The 24,465-nt window shown below is 69.2% G+C and carries 26 protein-coding genes; 13 read left to right on the forward strand and 13 right to left on the reverse strand.

From position 1 onward, the window contains the following. Window positions 1–28: 28 nt before the first annotated feature. Window positions 29–2,341 (forward strand): transglutaminaseTgpA domain-containing protein, encoded by a 2,313-nt coding sequence (locus OG817_RS19930; protein WP_406056705.1) that lies wholly within the window; start codon window positions 29–31, stop codon window positions 2,339–2,341. 307 nt (window positions 2,342–2,648) lie between these two features. Here OG817_RS19930 and OG817_RS19935 read toward each other — a convergent pair whose 3' ends face one another. From OG817_RS19935 to OG817_RS19955, 5 genes are all read right to left on the reverse strand, one after another. Then, entirely contained in the window at window positions 2,649–3,068 is a 420-nt protein-coding gene (locus OG817_RS19935) for a DUF3040 domain-containing protein (RefSeq protein WP_360449500.1), read from the reverse strand. Window positions 3,069–3,350: 282 nt separating this feature from the next. Next, window positions 3,351–4,103 (reverse strand): methyltransferase domain-containing protein, encoded by a 753-nt coding sequence (locus OG817_RS19940; protein ID WP_360449503.1) that lies wholly within the window; start codon window positions 4,101–4,103, stop codon window positions 3,351–3,353. A gap of 210 nt (window positions 4,104–4,313) precedes the next feature. Then, window positions 4,314–4,514, reverse strand: coding sequence for a hypothetical protein (locus OG817_RS19945; RefSeq protein WP_360449506.1), 201 nt, complete (start codon window positions 4,512–4,514; stop codon window positions 4,314–4,316). A gap of 93 nt (window positions 4,515–4,607) precedes the next feature. Next, a complete protein-coding gene (locus OG817_RS19950) occupies window positions 4,608–5,081 on the reverse strand; it encodes an SAV_6107 family HEPN domain-containing protein (protein WP_406056708.1) in 474 nt (157 codons plus the stop codon). Continuing rightward, window positions 5,078–5,500 (reverse strand): DUF6504 family protein, encoded by a 423-nt coding sequence (locus tag OG817_RS19955; RefSeq protein ID WP_396389508.1) that lies wholly within the window; start codon window positions 5,498–5,500, stop codon window positions 5,078–5,080. The genes OG817_RS19950 and OG817_RS19955 overlap by 4 nt, the downstream gene beginning before the upstream one ends. Window positions 5,501–5,852: 352 nt before the next feature. On the opposite strand from OG817_RS19955, the gene OG817_RS19960 reads away from it, so the two are divergent. Then, window positions 5,853–6,410, forward strand: a complete 558-nt coding sequence (locus OG817_RS19960) for a DM13 domain-containing protein (RefSeq protein WP_406056710.1) — start codon at window positions 5,853–5,855, stop codon at window positions 6,408–6,410. Between the two features lie 33 nt (window positions 6,411–6,443). Further along, entirely contained in the window at window positions 6,444–6,914 is a 471-nt protein-coding gene (locus OG817_RS19965; protein WP_406056712.1) for a YbaK/EbsC family protein, read from the forward strand. Here OG817_RS19965 and OG817_RS19970 read toward each other — a convergent pair. Together OG817_RS19970 and OG817_RS19975 are read right to left on the reverse strand one after the other, a co-directional pair. Next, the gene (locus OG817_RS19970) at window positions 6,907–7,638 is read right to left on the reverse strand and encodes a nucleotidyltransferase domain-containing protein (RefSeq protein WP_406056714.1); all 732 of its coding nucleotides are present in this window, start codon (window positions 7,636–7,638) and stop codon (window positions 6,907–6,909) included. The genes OG817_RS19965 and OG817_RS19970 overlap by 8 nt on opposite strands. 10 nt (window positions 7,639–7,648) lie before the next feature. Next, entirely contained in the window at window positions 7,649–9,586 is a 1,938-nt protein-coding gene (locus OG817_RS19975; protein WP_406056716.1) for an N-acetylmuramoyl-L-alanine amidase, read from the reverse strand. Window positions 9,587–9,761: 175 nt separating this feature from the next. On the opposite strand from OG817_RS19975, the gene OG817_RS19980 reads away from it, so the two are divergent. From OG817_RS19980 to OG817_RS19990, 3 genes are all read left to right on the forward strand, one after another. Next, window positions 9,762–10,373 carry a DUF4126 domain-containing protein gene (locus OG817_RS19980; protein ID WP_406056718.1) on the forward strand — a complete coding sequence of 204 codons (612 nt, stop codon included), beginning with the start codon at window positions 9,762–9,764 and terminating at the stop codon, window positions 10,371–10,373. After that, window positions 10,373–11,680 carry a phytoene desaturase family protein gene (locus tag OG817_RS19985; RefSeq protein ID WP_406056720.1) on the forward strand — a complete coding sequence of 436 codons (1,308 nt, stop codon included), beginning with the start codon at window positions 10,373–10,375 and terminating at the stop codon, window positions 11,678–11,680. The genes OG817_RS19980 and OG817_RS19985 overlap by 1 nt, the downstream gene beginning before the upstream one ends. Window positions 11,681–11,773: 93 nt before the next feature. Then, entirely contained in the window at window positions 11,774–13,987 is a 2,214-nt protein-coding gene (locus OG817_RS19990; RefSeq protein WP_406056722.1) for a HelD family protein, read from the forward strand. Between the two features lie 21 nt (window positions 13,988–14,008). On the opposite strand, the gene OG817_RS19995 is transcribed toward OG817_RS19990, so the two are convergent. Continuing rightward, window positions 14,009–14,539 (reverse strand): SixA phosphatase family protein, encoded by a 531-nt coding sequence (locus tag OG817_RS19995; protein ID WP_396389501.1) that lies wholly within the window; start codon window positions 14,537–14,539, stop codon window positions 14,009–14,011. Between the two features lie 28 nt (window positions 14,540–14,567). Beyond that, window positions 14,568–15,485 carry a methylenetetrahydrofolate reductase [NAD(P)H] gene (gene metF, locus OG817_RS20000; protein WP_131351343.1) on the reverse strand — a complete coding sequence of 306 codons (918 nt, stop codon included), beginning with the start codon at window positions 15,483–15,485 and terminating at the stop codon, window positions 14,568–14,570. 56 nt (window positions 15,486–15,541) lie between these two features. Here metF and OG817_RS20005 point away from each other — a divergent pair, with 56 nt between their 5' ends. Next, window positions 15,542–16,612 carry a polyprenyl synthetase family protein gene (locus OG817_RS20005; RefSeq protein ID WP_406056724.1) on the forward strand — a complete coding sequence of 357 codons (1,071 nt, stop codon included), beginning with the start codon at window positions 15,542–15,544 and terminating at the stop codon, window positions 16,610–16,612. On the opposite strand, the gene OG817_RS20010 is transcribed toward OG817_RS20005, so the two are convergent. Continuing rightward, window positions 16,609–17,022 carry a helix-turn-helix domain-containing protein gene (locus OG817_RS20010; RefSeq protein WP_393383798.1) on the reverse strand — a complete coding sequence of 138 codons (414 nt, stop codon included), beginning with the start codon at window positions 17,020–17,022 and terminating at the stop codon, window positions 16,609–16,611. The two genes, OG817_RS20005 and OG817_RS20010, sit on opposite strands and share 4 nt — an antisense overlap. 199 nt (window positions 17,023–17,221) lie before the next feature. On the opposite strand from OG817_RS20010, the gene OG817_RS20015 reads away from it, so the two are divergent. Together OG817_RS20015 and OG817_RS20020 are read left to right on the forward strand one after the other, a co-directional pair. Beyond that, window positions 17,222–17,452 (forward strand): alpha/beta fold hydrolase, encoded by a 231-nt coding sequence (locus OG817_RS20015; protein WP_406056727.1) that lies wholly within the window; start codon window positions 17,222–17,224, stop codon window positions 17,450–17,452. Beyond that, window positions 17,437–17,790: a DUF4180 domain-containing protein gene (locus OG817_RS20020; RefSeq protein WP_406056729.1), complete on the forward strand. Its 354-nt coding sequence runs from the start codon at window positions 17,437–17,439 to the stop codon at window positions 17,788–17,790. Before OG817_RS20015 ends, OG817_RS20020 begins: the two co-directional genes overlap by 16 nt. Here the strand turns inward: OG817_RS20020 and OG817_RS20025 are convergent. Genes OG817_RS20025 through thiE form a run of 3 tightly spaced genes read right to left on the reverse strand, consistent with a single transcriptional unit; the run spans window position 17,776 to window position 19,288 of the window. Continuing rightward, window positions 17,776–18,210 carry a barstar family protein gene (locus OG817_RS20025; protein ID WP_406056731.1) on the reverse strand — a complete coding sequence of 145 codons (435 nt, stop codon included), beginning with the start codon at window positions 18,208–18,210 and terminating at the stop codon, window positions 17,776–17,778. The two genes, OG817_RS20020 and OG817_RS20025, sit on opposite strands and share 15 nt — an antisense overlap. Beyond that, on the reverse strand, window positions 18,207–18,644 hold the full coding sequence (locus OG817_RS20030; protein WP_406056733.1) for a ribonuclease domain-containing protein: 438 nt from the start codon (window positions 18,642–18,644) through the stop codon (window positions 18,207–18,209). Before OG817_RS20030 ends, OG817_RS20025 begins: the two co-directional genes overlap by 4 nt. Beyond that, the gene (gene thiE / locus OG817_RS20035; RefSeq protein WP_406056736.1) at window positions 18,641–19,288 is read right to left on the reverse strand and encodes a thiamine phosphate synthase; all 648 of its coding nucleotides are present in this window, start codon (window positions 19,286–19,288) and stop codon (window positions 18,641–18,643) included. Before thiE ends, OG817_RS20030 begins: the two co-directional genes overlap by 4 nt. Window positions 19,289–19,331: 43 nt before the next feature. Here thiE and thiO point away from each other — a divergent pair, with 43 nt between their 5' ends. From thiO to pknB, 4 genes are all read left to right on the forward strand, one after another. Beyond that, window positions 19,332–20,489 (forward strand): glycine oxidase ThiO, encoded by a 1,158-nt coding sequence (gene thiO / locus OG817_RS20040; protein WP_406056738.1) that lies wholly within the window; start codon window positions 19,332–19,334, stop codon window positions 20,487–20,489. A gap of 4 nt (window positions 20,490–20,493) precedes the next feature. Next, window positions 20,494–21,267: a thiazole synthase gene (locus tag OG817_RS20045; RefSeq protein WP_406056740.1), complete on the forward strand. Its 774-nt coding sequence runs from the start codon at window positions 20,494–20,496 to the stop codon at window positions 21,265–21,267. Between the two features lie 177 nt (window positions 21,268–21,444). Beyond that, window positions 21,445–22,413, forward strand: coding sequence for a LysM peptidoglycan-binding domain-containing protein (locus tag OG817_RS20050; protein WP_406056742.1), 969 nt, complete (start codon window positions 21,445–21,447; stop codon window positions 22,411–22,413). A gap of 73 nt (window positions 22,414–22,486) precedes the next feature. Beyond that, window positions 22,487–24,448: a Stk1 family PASTA domain-containing Ser/Thr kinase gene (gene pknB / locus OG817_RS20055; RefSeq protein WP_406056744.1), complete on the forward strand. Its 1,962-nt coding sequence runs from the start codon at window positions 22,487–22,489 to the stop codon at window positions 24,446–24,448. The last annotated feature ends 17 nt before the right edge of the window (window positions 24,449–24,465 follow it).

The raw sequence follows: 24,465 nt of genomic DNA on the forward strand, positions 1-24,465 counted from the left end.
GATCTCTCTCGCCGCTTGGGGAGCGACCGTGTTGGGGTCGCTCGTGCTGACGCCCGTGTTCTCGGGGCCGTTCTTGTTCATCAGTGCGTTCCTGTGCGGGGCTGTGACCGGCGTCGGAGTGCTGTTGCAGAACCTGCGCGCCCCGCGGATCGTCGTACCGCTGGTTCAACTGGTGGTGCTGATCGAACTGCTGTCGCTGTTCTTCCTGAACAGCACGCTGAAGTTCGGGCTGTTCCCGTGGAAGGCGACAGCGATCGAGTTCAACCAGCAGATGGTCAACGCGATGGACTCGATCAACCGGTTCAGCGCGCCGCTGCCGCCGGACTCGCACCTGACCCTGTTCGCCGTGTCGGTCATCTCCGCGACCGGACTGCTGATCCACGTCGTCGCCGTGCAGCTTCGGCAGGCGGCCTGGGCCGGATTGCTGCTCCTGATCATGTACACCGTGCCGGCCGCGACCGTGCACGGCGGACTGCCCGCGCTGCTGTTCATCCCGCCGGCGATCGGCTACATCGTGCTGCTGTCGGCCGAGGGCCGCAGCAGGCTGAGCCGGTGGGGTCGCCGGATCTCCGGTGTGTCCCACCTGGACGCGGCCGAGCCGGTCGAGGCGTCCGCGCTCGGGCAGGCGGGCCGACGGATCGGTCTGAGCGTGGTTGCGCTCGCCGCACTCCTGCCGGCGTTGCTGCCGGCTCTGCCGGAAGGTGTCGTTGGCAACGGCCTGGCGGGTAGCGGTCCCGGCAACGGCGTCGGCGCGTCGATCTCATCGACCGACCCGATGCTGGACATGGGCAAGAACCTCAAGCGCGGCGACAACGTGGTCGCGCTCACCTACAAGGGCGGTCCGGACGCCGGCACCTACCTGCGGCTGACCGCGCTCGACAGCTTCGACGGCAACACCTGGCGGATCGCGCCCCGGCCGGAGAACCGCAAGATCGACGGCGAGCTCTCGCCGCCGCCGGGGTACAACGGCGACCTGAGCAAGGCCCCACAGGCCAAGATGGAGATCAGCGTCAGCCGGAGCTTCCGGTCCCAGTTCGCGCCGGTCCCCTATCCGCTGCGGACGATCTCGCTCAAGCGGGACTGGCGGTACGACGCCGGCGCGCTCGACGTGGTGTCGTCGAACGGGCAGGTCGTCGGCGGCAAGAAGTACAACCTGAGCGCGTACGACCTCAAGCCCAACCCGGACCAGTTGCACAACGCCCTCCAGGGCGGTGCGCCGGACGAGTACACCAGCCGGGTGCCGCGGCGTACCCCGCAGGAGATCAAGGACCTCACCAACGAGGTCACTGCCGATGCCAAGGGCAACCAGTTCGACGAGGCGGTGCTGCTGCAGAGCTGGTTCCGCAGCGGCGGTGGCTTCACCTACAGCACCGACAACGCGCGCGGCAGCGGGATGCCGGCGCTGCGCGACTTCCTGCTGGAGAACAAGACCGGGTACTGCGAGCAGTTCGCCACCGGGATGGCGCTGATGGCGCGCATCCTCGGCATCCCGTCCCGGGTCGGCATCGGGTTCCTGCCCGGGACGTCCGACAAGGACGGCCAGTACACGGTGCGGATGCACGACATGCACGCGTGGCCCGAGCTGTACTTCCAGGGCTACGGCTGGATCCGGTTCGAGCCGACCCCGCCGGCCCGGGTGGCGGCCGCACCAAGCTGGACGGTCGGCACCGGCTCTGACTCGATCAACCCGTCGACGGCGCCGAGCACCGCGCCGATCACCCCGGGCGGGACCGAGGATCCGCTGATCGACAAGCCGAACAGCGACCGCAACCTACCCAACGACAGCGGCGTCGCGGTCCTCGACCAGGGCAACTGGTTCACCAACGGAGGCGGCCAGGCGATCGGCATCAGCGCGGGCGTGATCCTGTTGCTGTGCATCCCGTGGCTGATCCGCAGTCTGACCAGACGCCGCCGGTTCTCTCGGCCGCCAGGCCGCGCCGGAGCCGAAGGGCTCTGGGCGGAGATCCGCGACACGTCCCGGGACCTCGGTCTCGACTGGTCGGAGATCTCCACGCCACGCCAGTCCGGCGAATGGCTGCTGACGAAACTGCCCACAGGGACGCATCCGCAGGCTCTCCGACTGGCCCGTGGCATCGAGGCTCTGCGGTACTCCGGTGACGTGAACCCAAGCACGGACCTCCGGGCCGAGGCGGCCGCCGTACGCAAGGCGCTGTGGTCCCAGGCGCGGCAGGTCCGCCGCTGGCGGGCGCGGCTGCTGCCACCGTCCTGGCGCTGGTACCTGAACCGGGGCAGCACAGAGGCCTCCGACCTCCTGGACGAGTTCGACCTTCTGCTCGCCCGGCTCAGATCCCTGGTCCTCCGCGGGCGCCACGCCAACTGACACCCGGGCCTCGGCCGCAACTGACGACCAGGCCTCGGCCGCAACTGACGACCAGGCCTCGGCCGCAACTGACGACCAGGCCTCGGCCGCAACTGACGACCAGGCCTCTGCTGCACAGTGGACCTCGGCCGCGCATCCCATCTCGGGGTGCGCGGCCGACCCATCCCGGGATGCGCGGCCGAGGGCGGTGGTTCCCACCTGGGACAGATCTCGAACCAGACCGCGCACACAAAGAACCACACCCGCCCCACCAGGGCACGGGTGTGGTTCTTCGACTGGTCTCGCGCTCAGCCGGCGCGGCGGCCGGTCAGAGGTCTTCGTCGCGGCGGCGCCGCCAGCGGTCCTCCATGCGCTCCATGAAACTTCCGGACGAGTCGTGTTTGGTCCGATGCCGCTTCGACGGCGGAGGCGGCGGCGGGATGTCGTCCGAGTCCCCCGCGTTGCTGATCCGTTTCATGCTGAGCGCCGCGATGTAGAGGCAGGCGACCATCATCACGAAGCCGATGACTCCGATGATGGTGTTGGGGATGATCGCGCCGGCCATCAAGACCGCGATGCCCAGCACGAATCCAACGCCGGCAAGCACTGCCCGGCGCTTGTAATACAAGCGCACATTGGTCCCTCGCATGGCGGAGACGAACTTCGGGTCTTCCGCAGCGAGGGCGCGTTCGAGCTGCTCGAACTGGCGCTGCTCTTCTTCCGAGAGGGGCACCGTCGATCCCTCCATGGTGAGCGCGATCTCGATAGGCCACCTTCAGTCTAGGACGCGCGTGCCTCACACGAAACCCTGGCCGCCTGTCCAGCGCGTCACGGTCCGGAAACTCCCCGCCTCGACGGACGCTTACGAGCCACGGCGCCACCAGCCGAAACCTTGTTCCAGCCTACGGTTGCCAGCCCGTCACGCTCCGTCGCATTCGGGCGCTCCGGGCCGTCTGCGTGAGCCGCGACACGCCCGGGAGTCTGACGCGGTACGTCGTACCTCGTGGACGCCCCCGCGCTGTCCGGGTGGTCAGCGGGTGGCGAGGATGTGCAACTGAGTGGCGAGCGCCCGGAAGTCGGGGTGCTGGCTGGCAGCGCGTTCCAGCTCGGCCAAGGAGTCGGCGGCGCCCGGTTCGGCGTCGACGAAAGCGGACGGGACCAGGTCGGCGAACGTACGGACGCCGTGCACGGTGTGGACCATGAAGCCGGCGTCGGCCAACTGCGCGATGATGCCGGCCTCGTCGAACCGCCGCGGCATCGGATCGTTCGCACCCCAGCGACCGTCCGGGTCCTGCAGCGCGACCCGCGCCTCGGCCAGGTGACCGGCCAGGGCCCGCGCCAAGACGACAGCGTTGCGTTGGGCAACGAGCAAGCTCAGTACGCCGCCTTCGCGCAGTACCGAGGCCATTGCCTGCAGGGCCTGCACCGGATCGTCGACGACCTCGAGTACGCCGTGGCACAAGACGGCATCCGCACTTGACTCACCGGCCAGGCCGGGCAGCTCGGCGGCATCGCCTTGGACGCCGCGGACCAGGTCGCTCACGCCTTCGTCCCGCGCCCGCCGCTCGAGCGACGCCAACGCGTCGGGACTCGGGTCGACCACGGTCACCCGGTGACCTTCGACGGCCAGCGGTACGGCGAATCCGCCGGTGCCGCCACCGAGGTCGACGATGTCCAGCCCGGCGCCCGGATCGGTCCGGGCCCGCCCTGCCAGGGCAACCCGCAGAGCCTCGCCCACCAGCGCCGTCCGCAGCGAACGCCGCCGCCGATCGACCATCGTCATGACCCTCCTAGCAGTCCCCCAACCAACCACCCCGCGTCCGCCACACCCTACTTCCCACCCCGGGAGCTCGCCGCCGTCCGGGTAGGTGTGCGGGCGGAGGGGCGGTCACCACCCCGCCCACCTGCCGCAGCGTGGCGCCGCTGCGGGGCGGAGGAGGCGGTGACCACTCCGCCGACCTGCCGCAGCGCCGCGCCGCCGAAGGTGCGGAGGTTAGCCGGGTTGGTAGGTTTCGGGGTCTATCAGCTCGACGGGCTCGAAGCCGGCGCCGTTGCAGCGGTCGCAGGTGTAGCCGGCCAGGAGGCCGCCGCCCGCGCATTTGCTGCACAGGCCGTCGTCCCAGGACTCGCCTTCCAGCGACTGATGCGGGCTCGGGTAATGGGTGTCGGCCAGATAGCACTCGACCCCGAGCACCGCATGCACGCGACCGCACAGGTCATGGCCGACACCTCTGCGTACCTGACTCAATGTCGTTTCTCTCCGAGTGACTGCCGTCGTGGGCTGTTGCTAGCTGGCCTGCATCCAGGACTGGGTGAGGACCGACTGAGGGTCTGTGGTGGCGGTGAAGGTGGGAGTGCTGGACAGCCGCAGCGAGGACTCGACCAGGCCGTAGAAGGTCTCCACTGCGCGGATCAGGTCATCGGCCTCGCGGGTCGTGACGGCTCGCTCCAGGCCGGCTTCGGCGGCAGCCCGCTGAGACGCACCGGCCGAGAAGAACGTAGCCCACTCGGCGAACTCTGGGGCGACCTCCGCCAGCAGCACCCAGGCATTCCGCTGGATGCGGCGGCGAGCGCCGGAGCGCACCGGCCGGGCGCGCACGGCCAGGACCGCCGCCGCGACCCGGAGAGCCGCGATGTGGGCACTCGAGTAGCGGATCAGATGGTCGCTCGTGTCCAACGCCTCGGCCAGGGCGGCTCGGGCACGGGACAGCTCCCGACTCGCCGCGCCGGCGGCCGCCGGAGACACCGGTGAAACGGTCATCGGTCTGTCACCCTTTCCAGCTGCCAGCGGCCGGAGTCCGGGTCGTGCGCGAGATCGAACAGCTCACGCCGACCGTGCCGGCCACACCCCGCCTCCACCCGGTACACCGCGCGCCGCGGTCCCCAGTCCGCATCCAGTACGCCGACCGCCGCGCCGTTCGCTGCGCCACTGGTCGGGGCAGCACCGGCAAGGACAGGCGCTTCGGCGACGGCCGGAGCGGCCTCGGCGTGATGCCAGTCGGTCACGCGATGGATCGGGGTGCCGATGATGCCGCGTTCCCACCAGGCGGCGGTCTCGGTCCAGTGAGCCTGGACGGAGCAGACCCGCCACAGACGGCCACGCCAGAGGAACTGCTCCGGGGTCTCGACGCCGTCCACGACACCCGAACGCACCTCGACGGCTTCGTCGAACTCCCACATGGTCCATCGCCTCCTGTGTACGAACTGCTGCTTCCCCTGGTCGACGGCCCGGTCGGAGGCCCGGCGGGTGGGCACGAGGTGGGGGTCGAGGTCCACCTCGGTGCCCGGCCCGCCGGAACCACCGGATCCCGATGCGGCCGCAACTCCGCACCGGAGCCGTCCAGCTGTCCGGGTCACCTCCGGCCGGCCTCCCGACGAAGCCGGGTCGGAGGTAATCGAACATCTGTTCGAACACTGGAAGAGTATCGCCGCCCGCCGACAATCGTCAACGGCCCGTAAGCCCGGCGCGCCGCCGCGCGACCGATCCGGCCGCCAGACTGGGTGCACCGAGGCGTTGACGAAGGGACGGACCGTGAAGAAGCGGACAGCACTGGTCACCGCGGCGGCCGTTGCCGTCGTGGTCGCGGCAGTCGCGCTGCCGCTCTTCCAGCCGTGGCGGCTCTTCACCGACACGGTCGTCGACGAGGCGCTACCCGGCGCTGTTCCGATCTCCACACAGACATCGTCGACGACGCCACCGACAGTTTCCGTCGCACCGAAGCAGGTCCCGCCCACCACAGAGGTTCTGCTGACCGGGAAGCTGATCACGCACGAACACGAGACGTCCGGCACAGTCGCCGTACTCCGGCTGTCCGACGGCAGCCGGGTGCTGAGGATCGAGAACCTCAACACCTCGGACGGTCCCGACCTGAAAGTGTGGTTGAGCGATGCGAACGTCGTTCCGGGCCGGGCCGGATGGCACTTGTTCGACGACGGGCGCTACCGCAGTCTGGGCAGCCTGAAGGGCAACCACGGCAACCAGAACTACCCGGTCCCGGCCGGCGTGACACTCGGCGACTTCCGCAGCGTGGCCATCTGGTGCGACCGGTTCAACGTGTCCTTCGGAGCAGCCGAACTGAAACCGGCGTGACCCGCGTCAAGCCGGCCGCATAGGGTGCCGAAGGTGAGCAGTCATCCCAATGTGCAGAAGGTGGCCGATGCCTTGAAGGCGGCCGGTGCCACCGGTGAGATCGTGATCCTGGACGAGGCGGTGCCGACGGCGGCGGCCGCTGCCGCCGAGCTCGGATGCGAGGTCGGCGCGATCGCGAACAGCCTGATCTTCGACGGCGACGGCGTACCGGTGCTGATCCTGACCTCGGGCGCGCACCGGGTCGACACCGCCAAGGTCGCCGCCGAGCTCGACATCGGCAAGCTCCGCCGCGCCACACCGGAGTTCGTCAAGGAGCACACCGGCCAGTCGATCGGCGGTGTCGCCCCTGTCGGCCACCCGCATCAGGTCCCCACCTACGTCGACGCCGCCCTCGAGCAGTACGACGTCATCTGGGCCGCTGCCGGCATCCCCCACTCGGTCTTCCCGACCACGTACGCCGAACTCGTCTCCATCGCCAGCGGAACCCCGATCACCGTCAACTGAGGACGGCGGGGATCGCGGTCTGGACGAAGCGGCGCGTCAGGACTGCGCGGCGGTGTCGCCACCACGGCGTCGCGCGGCGGCGGGAGCCGTAGCGGCCGCGGGTGATGTCCGCGACGACGGCCGCGGGCGCGCCCAACGATGGCAGGACGTCGAGGGCGGCCCGCTTGGTGATCAGGTCCCCCGTCGTCAGCGTGGCGTGCGCGCGGGCGATGGTGAGCAGGCTGAGATCGACCCAGACATCCATGTACCAGTTCGTCCACCGGGCCACGGCGGGCAGCCAGAACTCCCGCAGGTCACGGCGGATGAAGGAGAACAACTCCTCGTCACTGGTGGCCGGCAGCAACGAGGACGGTGGCGGCCCGAAGAGCGAGACGTTGCTCAGGGCAAGCTCCCGCCGCGTCACCGGGGTCACCGGCCGGTCGAAGTACCGCTCCTGGGCGAAGGTCACATGCCGGATCGACGCGTCCGCCAGTTGGTCGGCGAGCATGTAGGAGCAATGCAGCTTGGACGCCAGCGAAGACTCCGCGATCAGTCGCCGATGAACGTCCTCGACGGCGGCGGGCGGCGGTGACGACACGACCGCGACGACATCCAGATCGCTGCGGCCGAGTTGGTAGTCGCCCAGGGCCAGCGAACCGTGCAGCCAGATCGCCTCGACCGCGGCGACCTGACGCACCGACGCGACGAAGCCGTCCAGCAGTTGCTGGACGGCTTCGTCATGCACAACAGGCAAGCTAGACGGCCGGACTGATGTCCACGTCGGCGGCCCGGACGTAAGCCATCCGGTGGCCGAACCAGATCTGGTAGTAGCGGTCCGTGCCGAGCACCTGCACGTGGTCGGTCGGAGGCTGACCGGCGAAGGTGACGGCGCGGTAGTAGTCGGTCTCGATGTTGAGGTCACTGACCGGATAGGCCTGGCCGGCACCGATCGAGTACTGCAGCGGCGTGACGGTCTGGTACGGAATACCCGCCGGGTACGCCGCTTGTTCGGGGTACGCACGCCCGTAGACCGGCACCGAGGCCTTGCCCGCCTTCGGCTTCACCACGAGACCCGGCTTGGCGAACGCGTCCGGAGCCGACGCCGGGCTCTTGAACCAGCCCAGTGCGCCCAGGTACCAGACGGCCACCCAGTCGCCCTGCCGCTGCGCCACGACGTACTGCGAACCGGCGGTGGCACGGGCGCCGATGTCGGACACCTGTGTGGTGCTGGCGGTCGCGCCCGGACGCAGTCCCACGTCCTTGACCAGCGGAGCGGAGTCGTCCGGCGACTGACGCAGGTAGACGAAGTTGGTGCCCTGCGGGTCGCAGGTGGTCCCGGCTCCCGTGCAGTCGGTCACGACCTGGACGTTGTTCTCGAAGCCCGGCTTGATGGTGACGATCGAGCCGGCCTTCACCGGGAAGATCTTGTTCCCGTAGATCGGGGCGCCGAGCAGGTCGAAGTAGTGCTCCCAGTCGAAGTACGGTCCCGGATCCCAGTGCATGCCGGCCACCGTGCTGGGAATCGTGCCCGGCACCTGGTCGTGGCCGATGATGTGGGCGCGGTCGACCGGGATGTTGTTCTTGGCGGCGAGGTAGCTGACCAGCCTGGCCGAGTTGCGGTACATCGCCTCGGTGAACCAGGTGGCACCCTGCGGGGCGAAGCCCTCGTGCTCGATGCCGATGCTGTGCATGTTCACGTACCAGTTGCCAGCGTGCCAGGCGACGTCGTTCGCCTTGACGTGCTGCCAGGTGTGGCCGTCGGACGAGCGCATCGTGTACTGCCAGCTAACGTACGTCGGGTCCTGCACCAGGTTCAGCGTGGTCTGCCAGCTGCCCTCGGTGTCGTGGATGACGATGTAGTCGATCTTGCCGGTCTTCGGCCGGTTCGCCAGGTCGTGGTTGCCGTAGTCACCGGCCCCGGTGCCGTACTGGGAGTACGGTGCCGGCAGCCACTCGCACCCGAGCGTCGGAGGGCACTCGACGCCGCTGTTCGCGGGCTTCGTCCCCGCGGGCAGCGCCAGCTTGCCGGCCTGAGCCTTGTCCGGAGTCACTGCGACCGGGGCCATCGTGATCTGCTGTCCGGTGTTCGTCGTCCGGGCCGCACCGCGGGCCATGATCGAGTAGACATCGTCGGCGAAGCCGGAGGCGGCCACGCGGTCGCCGGCCTCCGCATACGACGCCACTGCGCCGTACCACTGGGCCGGAGAGGTGCTCGCACCGACCGGGAGGCCCAGAGAGCGCTGGTACGACGCCAGCAGCGCGGCGCCACCGTTGATGTTGGCAGTGGTGTCGTTCCTGAGGGCGGCCGGGTCCAGCCCGGTCAGCTCGGACGCCTTGTCGAGGGTCCGCAGCGACGCAGCGCTGGCGATCTTGCGCTTGCCGGACAGGTCGGCCACTTCGCTGGGGTCGACGGCGGTCAGGTGCATCGGGCCGTAACCGCCCGACGTGCTGGGGGCACCCAGATGGTCGTCCCACCGCGACTCGGCGTACGACACGGCGAGCAGGACCGACTCGGGCACGCCGTACTTCGCGGCGGCAGCGCTGAACGCGGAGGCCGCGGTGGCGGAGGCGGTCGCGGCGGATGGCCCTGGGGGCGCAGCGGCAGCGGGTGGGCCTCCGGTCGACACGCCGAGCGCGGTGATGGGCAGCGCGACCGCTGCCAGTGCGGCGAGAATCTTCGGACGACGAAGCATGTTGATCTCCTGAACCCGATGGCGGGGGATGCCGGTCACGCAGACTGGCAGCCTAGTCACTGTGGGTCGGGGCGGACCGGATGTCAACGGTTAACCAAAACTCACATCCGCAGGTTCGATACTGACGAAGCATGCCGTCTCACGGGGTGGCGACCGAGCGTTACGGAGATCGACGATGGAAGCGTTGCCGTTGGCGTTCACGACGGGATGGGCCAGTGGCATCAACGCCTACGCCTGCGTGCTGATTCTCGGTCTGCTCGGCCGCTTCGCCGGCGCCGAGGACGTACCGACGGCCCTGACCACCACCCCGGTTCTGATCGCAGCGGGTGTTCTTTTCGCCTTCGAGTTCGTCGCCGACAAGATTCCGTACGTCGACTCGGCCTGGGACGCGATCTCGACCGTGATCCGGCCGACCATCGGCGTGATCATCGCCGCGTTGCTGTCCGGTGAGGCGAGCACCCTGCAGCAGGCCGTGATCGCGACCACCGGTGGACTCGTGGCGCTACTCTCACACGCTGTGAAGTCGAGTCTGCGGCTGGCGATCAACACCTCCCCCGAGCCGGTCACCAACATCGCCGCGTCGTCCGGTGAGGACGTCGCCGTCGCCAGTGTGGTGGCACTGGCCGCGTTCCACCCGGAGGTCGCGCTGATCATCGCCGGCGTGCTGTTGCTGCTCGGCCTGATCGGGGTGTACTTCACGTTCCGGTTCATCCGGCGTGGCTTCGCGCGCTTCAAGGCGTGGCGGGATGAACGGGTCACCCCGGTGACAGGGAGCAGTGCCGCCTGATGGCCCGCGTTGTAGTCGTCGGGGCTGGTCTGGCCGGCCTCGCCAGTGCAGTCCGGTTGGCCAAGCTCGGCCATGAGGTCACCGTGTGCGAACGCGACAAGCACCTGGGCGGCGTACTGGGTCGCGTCGAGGCGGACGGGTTCAGCTGGGACGCAGGAGCAGCCAGTACGACGCTCCCAGCGGCGCTGCGCGACCTCTTCCGCAAGAGCGGCCGCCCGATCGAGAGTCTGGTCCAACTCGAGCCGGTCACCGAGCCGCGGCGGCACATGTTCGGCGACGGATCGGTGCTGGACCTGCCGATCGGTGACCGCGGTGCGCAGGCGGAGGCATGGACCGGTCTGGCCGACCAGAAGACCGCCAAGCAATGGACCGCTCTGGTCGACGGCTACGGCGAGACGTGGCAGATCCTGCGCAAGACCTCGCTCGAACCACCACTGCACGACAAGCTGTCGCTGCGTGCAGTCCGGTCGCTCAAGCCCTGGCAGTCGCTGGAGAAGGTGGCGAACCGCAAGCTGGATGACGACCGGGCCCGCGCGGTACTGCGGCACTTCGCAGCGCAAGGCGGATCGGACGCCAAGCTCACCCCCGGGTACGTCGGGGTGTGGTCCTACCTGGAGCGCACGTTCGGCCGCTGGACGATCGAGGGCGGCTTCGGTGCGCTCGCGGACGCGCTGGCCCAGCGTGCGAGCGAACGGAAGATCAACGTACACACCGGCGCCGAGGTGGTTGCAGTCTCCACGGCCGACGGCAGAGTGACCGGCGTACGACTGGCCGATGCGACTGAGCTGCCCGCCGACATCGTGGTCAGCGACATCGACCCGCGTCAGCTCTACACCGAGCTCCTGGACGACCCGGCGGCCAAGAAGGTCCGCAAGAAGGTGCTGGCGACGCACCAGGCCCAGGCGGCGTACGTCGTACATCTCGGGCTGCAGGAGCCCGTGCCGAGCCTGCCGTTCGAGACGGTGCTGCACGGTACGCCGACAGTGGTCGTCCGGACCGGCGGACAGGCACCGGCCGGCTACCAGGCGTGGTCCGTCCTGGTGCACGGCTACCCGACGGACGACGTACTCGACCTGCTCGTGGCCCGTGGGCTGCACATCCGGGACAAGGTGGTGTCCCGTCAGACGTCACCGTCGTGGTGGGCCGGGGTGGCCTGGGAGGGGTACAGAACGGCCCGGCGCCGGGCGTCGAACGTCTCCCCCGTGAAGGGCCTGTACTGCGTCGGTGCGGGCGCTCACCCGGGCTCCGGTGTGCCCGCCACCACACTCGGCGCCGCCATCGTGGCCGATGCCATCGGTAAGGCCTGAGACCGGGTGGGGGTTCGGTCACCGGACCCACGTAGGATTGATCGTTCATGTGTTCCGTGTCGGGGCAGGAGCCCGGCAGTAGAGAGGACCTCGGTGGATCAATCCCCTACGTCGGCCGATCACGAGAACGTCGAGCGGGCCGAACTGGCGGCGGAGCAGCACCACGTCGACCGGGTCTACGACCGGGTCGCGGAGGCGGCTCGATCGGCGTCGCGCATCGCGGTCGAAGGGCACCAACGCGGGCAGGCGCAGAACGTCGGCCGGGTCCGCGACGAGGAGCAGACCGGTCTGTACGAGCGGGATGTGCTGGTCTTCGCCGCCGCCCGCCGGATCGCCGAACTGGACGCGGAGCACGAGGGCCTGGTCTTCGGCCGGCTCGACTCCGACCAGGGCGACGACGAGCCGGCCGCAGGCGCCGCGGCGGATCTGGAGAGGCTGTACGTCGGCCGCCTCGGTGTCCGTGACGTCGAGTACGAGCCGCTGGTGATCGACTGGCGCGCGCCGGCCGCGGAGCCGTTCTACCGCGCCACCTCGACCGATCGGCTGAAGGTGGTCCGGCGGCGGGTCCTGCGCAACAAGGGCGCCCGCATCGTCGGTCTCGAGGACGACCTGCTCGCCCCAGAGCGCGCTCCTGAGGACCTGCCGGTGATGGGCGAGGGCGCACTGATGGCCTCGCTGTCGCGCGCTCGCGGTCACACGATGCGCGACATCGTCGCCACCATCCAGGCCGAGCAGGACGAGGCGATCCGGGCGCCGGCTCGTGGCGTCACCGTGATCGGCGGCGGACCGGGGACCGGCAAGACCGTGGTCGCTCTGCATCGGGCGGCGTACCTGCTGTACAGCGACCGCCGGCGCTTCGAGCGGGGCGGCGTACTGGTCGTCGGGCCGTCGGCCGCGTTCATGGCCTATATCGAGCGCGTGCTGCCGAGCCTCGGTGAGAACACGGTCTCCCTGCGGGCGGTCGGCGAGCTGGTCGACGGCGTCAAGGCCACCGCGGTCGACGAGGCGGAGGTTGCCGCGATCAAGGGTTCGCTCCGGATGAGCGCACTGCTGTCACGGGCCGCCCGCGACCGCGTGCCGACGGCGCCCGCGACGTTGCGCGTCTTCCTCGGCGGCGCCACGATCGAGCTGGACGCCAACCAGCTGGACAACGTACGTCGGAACGCCCTGCGCCGTACGCCACGCAACCGGGCGGGCACCGAAGCCCGCAAGGCTCTGGTCGGCGCGCTGTGGCAGCGGTTCCCGGAGGATCTGCGGACCGGCGTGTACGCCGATCGTGAGGCGTTCGGCGACCGGGTGACCGACACACCGGCGTTCCGGTCGTTCTTCAGCCAGTGGTGGCCGGTGCTGACGCCGGAGGCGGTACTGCGGTGGTTCGGTGACCCGCGGCGGTTGCAGCGGTGGGCCCGCAACGACCTGACGCCGGCCGAGGTCGACGCGCTCGCCAGAGCGATCCGCGGCACCGACGAGTTCACCATCGCCGACGTGGCCCTGCTGGACGAGCTGGACACGGTGCTGGGACGCGCTCCGGTCTCGGAGACGAGGGACGAGGAGTTCGACTGGCTGGAAGGCCTGTCGGACGGCGTCAACGAGGTGCTGACGACCTCGGAGCGGCGCGCCCGGGCAGCGGCGGCCAGAGAGGCCGACGAGCCGGAGGAGTACGCCCACGTGCTGGTGGACGAGGCACAGGACCTCTCCCCCATGCAGTGGCGGATGGTGACGCGGCGCGGGCCGCAGGCGAGCTGGACCATCGTCGGCGACCCGGCGCAGAGCTCGTGGCCGGACCCGGACGAGGCCCGTGCGGCGATGGACTCGATGCTGTCGCACCTGCAGCGGCACACGTTCCGGCTGTCGACCAACTACCGGAACTCGGCCGAGATCTACGCGTTCGCCGGTGAGGTGATCCGGCAGAGTCTCCCCGACGCCGATCTGCCCAACGCGGTCCGCAGTACCGGAGTGGACCCGGAGCACCGGATCTTCGACGACGGCAAGGTCGTCGAGGCCACCGCGGACGCGGCCACCGAACTGCTCCAACTGGTGGAAGGCACGGTCGGCGTCATCGTCACGCCGAAGCTGCGACCTGCCGTCGACGCGGTGCTGGCCGACATCGGCAATCCGCGGGTCGTTGCCGTCAGCCCCCTCGAGTCCAAAGGCCTGGAGTACGACGCCGTCGTGGTGGTCGAACCGGACCAGATCGTGCACGACACCCTCGGTGGAGTCCGCGCGCTGTACGTCGTGCTGACCCGGGCGACGCAACGGCTGATCACGATCAACAGCACCACGCACTGGCTGCCCGCCCGCGACTGAGCGCGCGTCGTACCTCGCGGGTCAGCCGCGAGGTACGACGTACGACACGAGGTCGGCCTCGTTCGCGGACAGGTCGGACCAGCGGCAGGTCAGGTGGAGGATGGTCAGGCCCGACGTCGGGTATTTCTTGGTGAGTTCGACCCGCTCCGGGCTGGTGCCGTCCAGAGCGAGCTCGTCGGCCAGCCACGGGATGCCCGGCGCGTGGCCGATCATGATCGCGGTGCGGACCTCGGCCGGTACTTCGTGGATGACATCGAGGAGCTCGTCGGTGTCGGCGTTGTAGATGCGCCGGTCGTACCAGATGTCGGTGGTGGTCGCCCCGCCCTCGGCGGCGCACTGCCAGGTCTCCCGGGTGCGCTCCGACGGCGAGCACAGGACCAGTCCGGCTTCGATGCCTTGAGCAACTAGATGGCGGCCGGCCGCGCGGGCGTCGGCGCGGCCGCGGTCGGCCAGCGGACGCTGCAGGTCCGGCATGGTCTCGGGCGGGACCGCCTTGGCGTGCCGGAGCAGGACGAGGGTGCGGTCGATCAACAGATCCGACGGGTCAGCCATCGCCACAGGATACGGCCGGGTGCCGCGGTCAGGACACGACCGACGATCGCAGGTTGAGGAAGACCTGACGGGTCGCGGTCGATCGGTTCAAGGTGATGAAGTGGATGCCCGGAGCGCCGCCCGCCAGCAGCTGTTCGCACAGTTCGGTGGCGATCTCGACGCCGACCTGCCGGACCGCGGCCGGGTCGTCCTCGACCGCGAGCAGGCGGTCGGTGACAGCCGTCGGCAGCGCCATCCCGGTGAGCTCCGCCATCCGCTGGATCTGCTTGATGTTGGTGACCGGCATGACGCCCGGCAGCACCGGGATGTCGCAGCCGAGCGCGGCCGCCCGATCCACCAGCCGGAAGTAGTCGTCCGCTCCGAAGAACATCTGGGTGATCGCGTAGTCCGCGCCCGCCTGTGCCTTGGCCGCCAGCACCTGAGCGTCCGCCTCCAGCGAGGTGGCCTCCGGGTGCTTGTCCGGGAACGCCGCGACGCCGACACAGAAGTCGCCGAGCGACCGGATCAGCTCGACCAGCTCGATCGCATGGTTCATGCCCTCCGGGTGCGCGACCCAGGGCTGGTTCGGGCCACCCGGTGGGTCGCCGCGCAGCGCCAGCATGTTGCGCACCCCGGACCCGGCGTACGCACCGATCACCGAGCGCAGCTCGTCGCGTGAGTGCGCGACACAGGTCAGGTGACCGAGTGGCGTCAGCGAGGTGTCCTGGGCGACCCGCTCGGTGACCCGGATCGTGCCGTCCCGAGTGGTCCCGCCGGCGCCGTACGTGATCGAGACGAAGGTCGGCCGCAGCTGCTCGATCTCCCGGATCGAGCGCCACAGCACCTCCTCGGCCTCGGGTGTCTTCGGTGGGAAGAACTCGAACGAGAAGGAACGGCCTCCGCTCGCGAGGAGCTCGCGGATCGTCGGCCGGTTGCCAGGACGCGTCGAAGCAAGACCGTTCGCCATGGCGACAGGTTACCCGCGGTGTCCACCGCGTCGTCGCACCGACTACGCTCCGAGACGTGTATGGCGATGTGGACATCCCCGCCGAGGTGCAGCGCGCGCTGACCGGTTTCCTCGACCTGCAGCAGCGGCGCCTGGAGGCGATCGGGCCGGAGCTGACCGAGCAGGTCCAGGCGGCCCGGGACGCGACCAGTGGCGGGAAGCGGTTGCGGCCGTCCTTCTGCTACTGGGGTTTCCGCGCCGCCGGTGGTGACCCGGCCCGGCCGATCCTGACGGCCGCGGCCAGTCTGGAGATGCTGCACGTCAGTGCCCTGGTCCACGACGACGTGATGGACTCCTCCGACGTACGACGAGGTGCACCGGCCGCGCACCGCCGGTTCGAGGCGTTGCAGAGGGCTCGGTCGGAGCAGTCCGGTCGTGGCGGCGACGCGGTGAGCTTTGGCATCGGTGCGGCCATCCTGCTCGGAGATCTGTGCCTCATCTGGGCGGACGAGCTCTTGCACACGTCTGGCTTCGACGCGGCCGCGCTGGCTCGGGCGGAGCAGTACTTCGATGCCGTCCGGGTCGAGGTGACAGCTGGTCAGTACCTCGACCTGCTCGCGCAGGCGAGCGGCGAGTCCGACATGGACCTGGCCCTGCGAGTACTGCGGTACAAGGCGGCGACGTACACGGTCGAGCGGCCGCTGCACGTCGGGGCAGCGCTGGCCGGTGCGGATCAGCGGTTGATCGAGTCGTTGTCGGCGTACGGACTGCCCGTCGGCGAGGCGTTCCAGCTGCGCGACGACCTGCTCGGGGTGTTCGGCGACCCGGCACTGACCGGGAAGCCGGCCGGTGACGACCTGCGCGAGGGCAAGCGGACTGTGCTGGTCGCGTACGCGGTCGACCACGCGTCGGAAGTGCAGCTGACCGAGTTCGACCGGCTCTTCGGGCGACCGGACCTGGACGACGACGAGATCCAGTTGCTGCGCGAGATCCTGCAGGACTCTCGAGCGGTGCAGGCCTGCGAGGACCTCATCACCGAGCGGACCGAGGACGCCCTCGACGCGCTCGACCGCGCTCCCCTGGCCGACGACACGGCCCGTAAGGCTCTGGCCGACCTCGCGATCGCAGCCACCTCCCGGCAGCTCTAGGTCATCATCTCGATCAGCCGGAGCAGCTCCGCGGTCGGAGCGAGGTCTCCAAGGATGATCACCTTCAGTACGGCGCGATCCTCGTCGTACACGGTCTCGACGCGGAGCCGGCCGATCCCGCTCTGATTGAGCGACCCGATCACATGCGTGCTGATCCGGTCCGCGGTGGCCCGGTCGACCGCGTCGATGTGCACGATGCTGGACGCCTCCACGTGCCGGGTCTGCTGGTCCACCTCCAGCGCGGCCGCACTGGTGCCGGTGAACGCCTCCAGGTCCTCGCGGGCGATCCGGTACTGCTTGCCGATCCGGACCGCCTTCAGCCGGCCGTCGCGGACATAGTTCCGGATCGTCCGGACGTGCAGCCCGAGTCGCTGCGCGACCTGCTCGACCGAGTACAGCTCCTGAGGCATCCGCATCCTTCGTCGTCGTGGGCACCAAGCCTAGGGCCGATTCCTTAGAATTCCCTATAAATGACTCAATAGGGAAGTTTAAGGTAGTTTGGTGCCATGATCTTCACCTCCGAGGCAGGCAGACGTCTGCTGCACGAGCGCTATCGCGAGCTGCTGGCCACCTGGCCGGTGCCGAGCGATCAGCGCTTGCTGCCGACGCGTGAAGGCGAAACGTTCGTCATCAGCAGCGGACCGGGAGCCGCGGCTCCCGGTCTTCACCGACGAGCAATTGGCGAAGCTCGACCTGCTGGTGATCGTCGGAGGGCGCGACCGGATGCTCGACGCGCAGGAGACCAAGCGGCGGTTGCCGGAGCGGACGGTGGTGTTGCCGAAGGCCGGGCACGTGGCGCCGGCCCAGACCGAGAGGGTGCTGGAGTGGTTGAGGAAGTAGGCGGGGTCCGGGTGTACGTCACCGACACCGAGGTGGTGGACGAGCTGGGCGCGGTGGATCTGATCTCGCAGGCGGTCTACGACCACGACGCGACGTGGGTCGCCCTGGAGGCGGACCTGCTCGGGGACGAGTTCTTCGACCTGAGGACCGGACGGGCAGGAGCGATCACGCAGAAGTTCGTCCAGTACGGCGTGGGGTTCGCAGTGGTCGGCGACCTGACGGACCGGCTCGCGAAGAGCGAGCCGTTACGGGACTGGGTACGGGAGAGCAACCGCGGTCGGTCGGTGGTCTTCGTACCCGAGCTGGACGAGCTCGCCGATCGGCTACAGGGCAGGTAGCGAGCGGATCAGGTCCGGCGTTGCGGCGGCCGAAGGCTCACGGACCAGGACGCGGAGCTGGCCCGAGTTCGTGATGTCCTCCCCGACGATCTGGAGTGCGACGTCGACGGTGTCGTGGTCGTGCTCGAGCAGGTGGTGCAGGCCTTCCCAGAGGACGATCTCGGGCGCACCCGTGGAGTGGTCGCTCAGCGAGTCGGCCAGCGCGTCCCAGTTCCGGCCGAACCAGCGCGGCAGGTCGAACGCGGTCGCGCACTGGTCCAGGAAGCCGGCCTTGTCGGTGACGTCGCTGGTATCCAGGAGCACGAAGTCCCAGCCGGCGTCCTCGACGTCACGGCGTACCTGATCCGGCGTGTGGTCCGACTGCCAGCGGTAGACGCCGGGGCGCAACCCCTCGGTCAGTAGCGTGCGCAGGTCGGTCATCCGTCGGCGCCCCCGTCCTCCGCGATCCGGCGGAACGACTCGTAGTGGTCATCCGTGTAATAACGCTCGCCGCCGGTGCCGGTCACGACCCGGCGGGGGCCACGGTCCTTCTCTCCCGGCGTCTTCACCGTGTACTCGTGGTAGTAGCCGCGGTCGTGCTTCGGCAGGATCTTCTCCAGGTTGCCGAACACGACGCCGTCGCGGCTGTACGGGTACGGTCCGCCCGCGTCGATCACCTCCAGCGTGTCCTGCGCCTCCTTCGGGAGGTCCGCCACCGCGACGATCCGGAGACCACTGTCCGGATCCGTGCTCGACGTGCCCGACGGCTGGGTCTTGGCCGCGGCGCAGCCGAACAACGACGCCGCCAACGTGATCACCAGCATGGCGATCAGGATCGCGGCGATGATCCGGGCGGTCTTCGGGTTGTTGATCACCCGGCACCCCGCAGCCGCCGGCTGAACTCCGCGGCCGCCGCCTCCGGGTCGTCCGCGTCGGTGATGGCGCGGACGACGACCACGCGGGTGGCGCCGGCCTCGATGACCTGGTCGAGCCGGCCGAGATCGATGCCGCCGATCGCGAACCAGGGCTTGGACTGCGGCCTGCTGGCGGCGTACGAGACGAGATCCAGACCGGCTGCCTGACGACCGGGCTTCGTCGGGGTCTCCCAGGTCGGACCGACGCAGAAGTAGTCGGATCCCTGCTCGGCCACCACGGCGTTCACCTGACTGAACGTGTGCGTCGACCGCCCGATGATCGGATCCGGTCCGGTGATGGCTCGTGCGGCGTGCACCGGCAGGTCCCGCTGGCCGAGGTGCAGTACGTCGGCCCTGGACGCGAACGCGATGTCCGCCCGGTCGTTGACCGCCAGCAGCTTGCCGTGCCGCTTACAGGCGTCCGCGAACACCTCCAGCGCGGCCAGCTCGTCGGCCGCCTCCATCTCCTTCTGGCGGAGCTGCACGATGTCCACGCCACCGGCCAGCGCAGCGTCCAGGAACTGTCCGAGGTCGCCCTGCTTCTCGCGGGCGTCCGTGCAGAGGTAGAGGCGGGCGTCGTTCAGGCGGTCGGTGTGCTCAGTCACACCGCAAAGCCTGCCATGTCTTGCTGGACGTAGGCTTTACGGCATGCCTGAGCACACGTCCGATGTGGTGGTGGTCGGCGCCGGGCTGATCGGCCTGGCGACCGCCTGGCGCCTCGCGGCAGACGGTATGCAGGTGACGGTATGCGACCCAACACCCGGCACCCAGACCTCCACCGTCGCCGCCGGCATGCTCGCACCGGTCACCGAAGTCGAGTACGGCGAAGACGACCTGCTGGCCCTCAACCTCGCCGGCGTGGCTGCGTGGCCGGCGTTCGCGGCCGAGCTCGAAGAGCTGACCGGTCTGCCCGCAGGCCTCCACCAGACCGGCACGTTGTCCGTGGCATACGACGTTGATGACGCGGCAGCACTGCGCAGACTGGCCGACTACCAGCGCCGACTCGGTCTGGACGTCGAAGAGCTGTCCGGCCGGGACGCCCGCAAACGCGAGCCCCTGCTCGCAGCCGGCGTCTCCGGCGGCGTGTGGGTGCCTGGCGACCACTCAGTCGACAATCGGCAGGCAGTCGCCGCCCTCCTGCGTGCAGTCGAGCTCTCCGGCGTCACCGTGATCCGCCAGCGCGTGTCCCACGTCATTACAGCAGGTACAACGGCTGTCGGCGTACAACTCGACAACGGGGACACCGTGCGGGCTGCGCAAGTGATAGCTGCCACTGGGCCTTGGTCGTCGCAGTTGGAAGGCGTTCCCGATGAGCTGCGGCCGCCAGTGCGTCCGGTGAAGGGTGAAGTGCTTCGGCTGCGGGTGCCGGAGGCGTACCGCCCGGCGCTCAAGCACACGGTGCGCGCGACGGCTCGCGGCTTCTCGGTCTACCTGGTGCCGCGGCCCAACGGCGAACTTGTCGTTGGTGCGACCACCAGTGAGCTCGGCTATGACACGCGTGTGCTCGCAGGCGGCGTCTTCACGCTGCTGCGGGACGCACGGACCGTCCTCCCGATCACGGACGAGCTGGAACTGGTCGAGTCCATCGCCGGGCTCCGGCCGGCCACACCGGACAACGCACCGATCCTCGGACCGTCCGGTCTGGACGGGTTGCTGTGGGCGACCGGCCACTACCGCAACGGCGTATTGCTGACCCCGATCACCGCGCAGATCATCGCCGACACGGTCCGCACCGGCGTCCTTCCGGAGCTCGGAAAGCCGTTCCTGGGCAGTAGGTTCGGCCACTCCGCCGAGCGCCTAAGGTGAGGCCATGAGCGATGACACCTTACTGATTGCCGGACGCGAGCTCACGTCGCGGTTGGTGATGGGGACGGGCGGTGCGCCCAGTCTCGAGGTACTGGAAGAGGCTCTGGTCGCGTCCGGCACGCAGCTGACAACGGTCGCCCTGCGCCGCCTCGACCCGAATCAGCAGGGCTCGGTCCTCGACGTACTGCGCAAGCACGACATCGCTATCCTGCCGAACACGGCCGGCTGCTTCACCGCCGGCGAGGCCGTACTGACCGCGCGGCTCGCCCGGGAGGCGTTCCACACCGACCTGATCAAGCTGGAGGTGGTCGCCGACGACCACACCCTGCTCCCCGATCCGGTCGAGTTGCTGGACGCGGCCGAGCAGCTGGTGAACGACGGATTCCAGGTGCTCGCCTACACCAACGACGACCCGATCCTGGCCCGCCGGCTGGCCCAGGCCGGGTGTGCGGCGGTGATGCCGCTGGGCTCCCCGATCGGCTCCGGCCTGGGCATCCGCAACCCGCACAACATCAGCATGATCGTCGACGAGCTCGACGTACCCGTCGTTCTCGATGCCGGGATCGGTACGGCGAGCGACGCCGCGCTGGCGATGGAGCTGGGCTGTGACGCGGTACTGCTGGCGACCGCGGTCACCCGGGCCGAACACCCCGCGTTGATGGCGGCCGCGATGCGCGACGCGGTAGTTGCCGGACGCAACGCACGGCGGGCGGGCCGGATCCCGAAGCGCTACCACGCGAATCCCTCGTCGCCGTTGGAAGGCCGGGCCGCGCTCTAGCGGTGCTGTAGCCCGGCGGTTGCCCTGAGCAACATCAGTTTGTGAACTACATTGATGTAGTTCAGCTTTGAATTGTAAACATTGAGTTACAGGCGTAACAATCACCCCATTCGCCCCTGTTGTCACATCCGTACCAGCACTTACGGTCAAGAGACGCTCACACGGGGAGATGGATCGATGCGTAACGTCGTACGGATAGTGACCGGGCTCGCCGTTCCAGTGCTGGCCGCCGCGGTGATCACCGCAGGTTCGCCCGGCTTCGGGGCGTACAAGGTGAAGGACGGCGACACCCTCAGCCACATCGCCGCCCGCTACGGGACCACGGTCAAGGCCCTGGTCGCCCTGAACAATCTTCCTGGCAACGGGAACGCGATCTACGCCGGCGAGACCCTCAAGGTGCCGGGCCAGAAGGCCAGGATCGCCTCCGGCCACCCCGCCAAGCGCACGGTCGCGGGTGGCCGGGTCACCTATGTGGTGAAGCCGGGCGACACGATCACGAAGATCGCCAAGCGGTTCCGGTGCTCGCAGGCCAATCTGCTGGCCGCCAACGGATTGAAGGTCAGCGACCGCATCTACGCCGGGAAACCGCTGCAGGTGCCGGTTACGATCAAGCCGAAACCCAAGGCCAAGGCACCGGCCAAGACGAAGAACAACACCTTCGCCGGCCGCACGTACGCCGACCACATCGTCGCCCAGGCCAACCGCAACCGGGCGGCCCTGAAGAAGCGCAAGCTGCCGACCCGGACGCAGCTGCGCAGCCTGATCGTCAGCACCTCGAAGCGGTACGGCGTCGACCCTGAGCTGGCGCTCGCGGTCAGCTGGCAGGAGTCGGGCTGGAAGCAGCGGGTGGTCTCCCCCGCCAACGCCGTCGGCGCGATGCAGGTCATCCCGTCGACCGGACGCTTCGTGTCCGGCATCGTCGGGCGCAACCTGGACCTGCTCAAGCCGCAGGACAACGTCACCGCCGGTGTGGTGCTGCTGGACCGGTTGACCGGCGCCGCGAAGCTCGATATCGCGGTCGCCGGGTACTACCAGGGCCTCGGCGGGGTCACGAAGAACGGCATGTATCCGGACACGAAGCTGTATGTGAAGAACGTCCTCCGGATCAAGGCACAACTGGAACGCGGCTGGGACCCACTGCGGTGAGCCTGGCGCCGTCACGCTGAGCCCTTATCTACACTCTCTGAGCAGGACGGCTTCGAGAGGCGGCTCACCGCAAGTGACGGACGACGTGGACACGCAGGTCAGCGACCGCCTCGTCGGGCGAGTGCTCGACGGACGGTACCGCGTGGGCGCGCGTGTCGCGAAGGGCGGGATGGCCACCGTCTACCAGGCCCTCGACACGCGGCTGGACCGGACCGTCGCCCTGAAGGTGATGCACGACGGACTCGGCGACGACGCCCAGTTCGCCCGCCGGTTCGTCGCCGAGGCACGGGCCGCCGCCCGGCTCTCGCACCCGAACGTGGTCGCCGTCTTCGACCAGGGTGACGACGACGGCACCCTGTTCCTGGCGATGGAGTACGTGCCCGGCCGCACGCTGCGGGACGTGATCCGCGAGCAGGCGCCGCTCACCCCCGCCCGGGCGCTGGATCTGCTGGCGCCGATCCTGTCCGCGCTCTCCGCCGCCCACGACGCCGGCATCGTCCACCGCGACATCAAGCCCGAGAACGTGCTGATCGCCGACAACGGCGTCGTGAAGGTCGCCGACTTCGGCCTGGCCCGGGCGGTCAGCGCGACCGGCAACACCGCGACCCAGGGCCTGCTGATGGGCACGGTGTCGTACCTGGCGCCCGAACTCGTCACCGACGGCAGTGCGGACGCCCGCTCGGACGTCTACTCCTCCGGCATCCTGCTGTACGAGATGCTCACCGGGAACAAGCCGCATTCCGGCGACACCCCGATCCAGGTCGCCTACGCGCATGTGCACGCCGATGTTCCCGCACCGTCGCTCGAGGTACCGAGTATCCCGCCGTACGTCGATGCGCTGGTGCAGCGGGCGACGGCCCGGGACCGGGATCTGCGTCCCGCCGACGCGCGGGTGCTGAGCAGGCAGGTGCACCGGGTCCGCAGTGCGCTCGAGGACGGCCTGCCGGACGACCCGGAGCTCACCGGCGACCTCACAGTGCCGATCCAGCAGATCCGTCAGGACAGTGGGTACGACGACGGCTACACCCGCGATGTGCCGACGCTGGCGGGTGAGAACGGTCACGTCCTGCGCCACGACACGATCGTCGTACCGGTGGAGAAGGGGCGGCCGACCGGTGGCCCGGCGACCCGGGTCCAGGCGCCGCCGCCGCGCCGGGGCCGCGGACTGGTCGCGCTCGTCCTCATCCTGGCCGCGGCCATCGGGATCGGTACGGCGGCCTGGTACTACGGGATCCACCGCTACACGAGCACGCCCAACCTGGTGAGCATGGTCCCCGCGGTGGCAGCCGCCGAGGCCGAGAAGGCCGGACTGCGGACCACCCTGGCCAACCAGGACTTCTCCGAGAACGTGCCCAGGGGTCAAGTGGTGTCGACCGACCCGGCCGCAGGCGACCGGATCCCGAAGAACGGCGAGATCAACCTGACCGTCTCCAAAGGCCCGGAGCGGTACCGTGTGCCCCAGCTGGCCGGACTGGAGCTGGAGGCCGCGAAGAACGCGCTGGCCCCGATCAAGCTGAACGCCGGCCAGATCGTCGAGCAGTACAACGAGACCGTGCCGACCGGGCGGGTGATCGCGTTCAGCCCGAAGTTCGACACCGTCGTCAAGCCCGGGGACGCGGTCAACTTCGTGGTCAGCAAGGGCAAGAAGCCGATCACCGTGCCGGACACGACCGGGAAGTCGTACCAGGACGCGAACAGGCAACTGCGCAAGCTCGGCCTCCTGGTCGGCCGCACCGAGCAGTACGACGAGAAGGTGCCGGAAGGCAACGTCATCAGCCAGACCCCGAACACCGGCACCCTGTTCGCCAAGGACAAGGTCCAGCTGGTGGTGTCGAAGGGCCCACCGCTGCAGGACGTTCCGGACGTCAAGCGCAAGAGTCTCGCCGACGCGCAGAAGATCCTCACCGACGCGGGCTTCATCGTGAAGGTGGAGAAGGCGCCGTTCAACCTCGGGCTGAACATCGTCGCGGCGCAGGACCCGGGCGCCGGGAAGAAGGCCCAGCCCGGCAGCACCATCGTGATCACCGTCCTCTGATCCGTTTTGCCTTCTGT

This window comes from Kribbella sp. NBC_00889, assembly GCF_045207705.1.
Lineage (GTDB): Bacteria > Actinomycetota > Actinomycetes > Propionibacteriales > Kribbellaceae > Kribbella.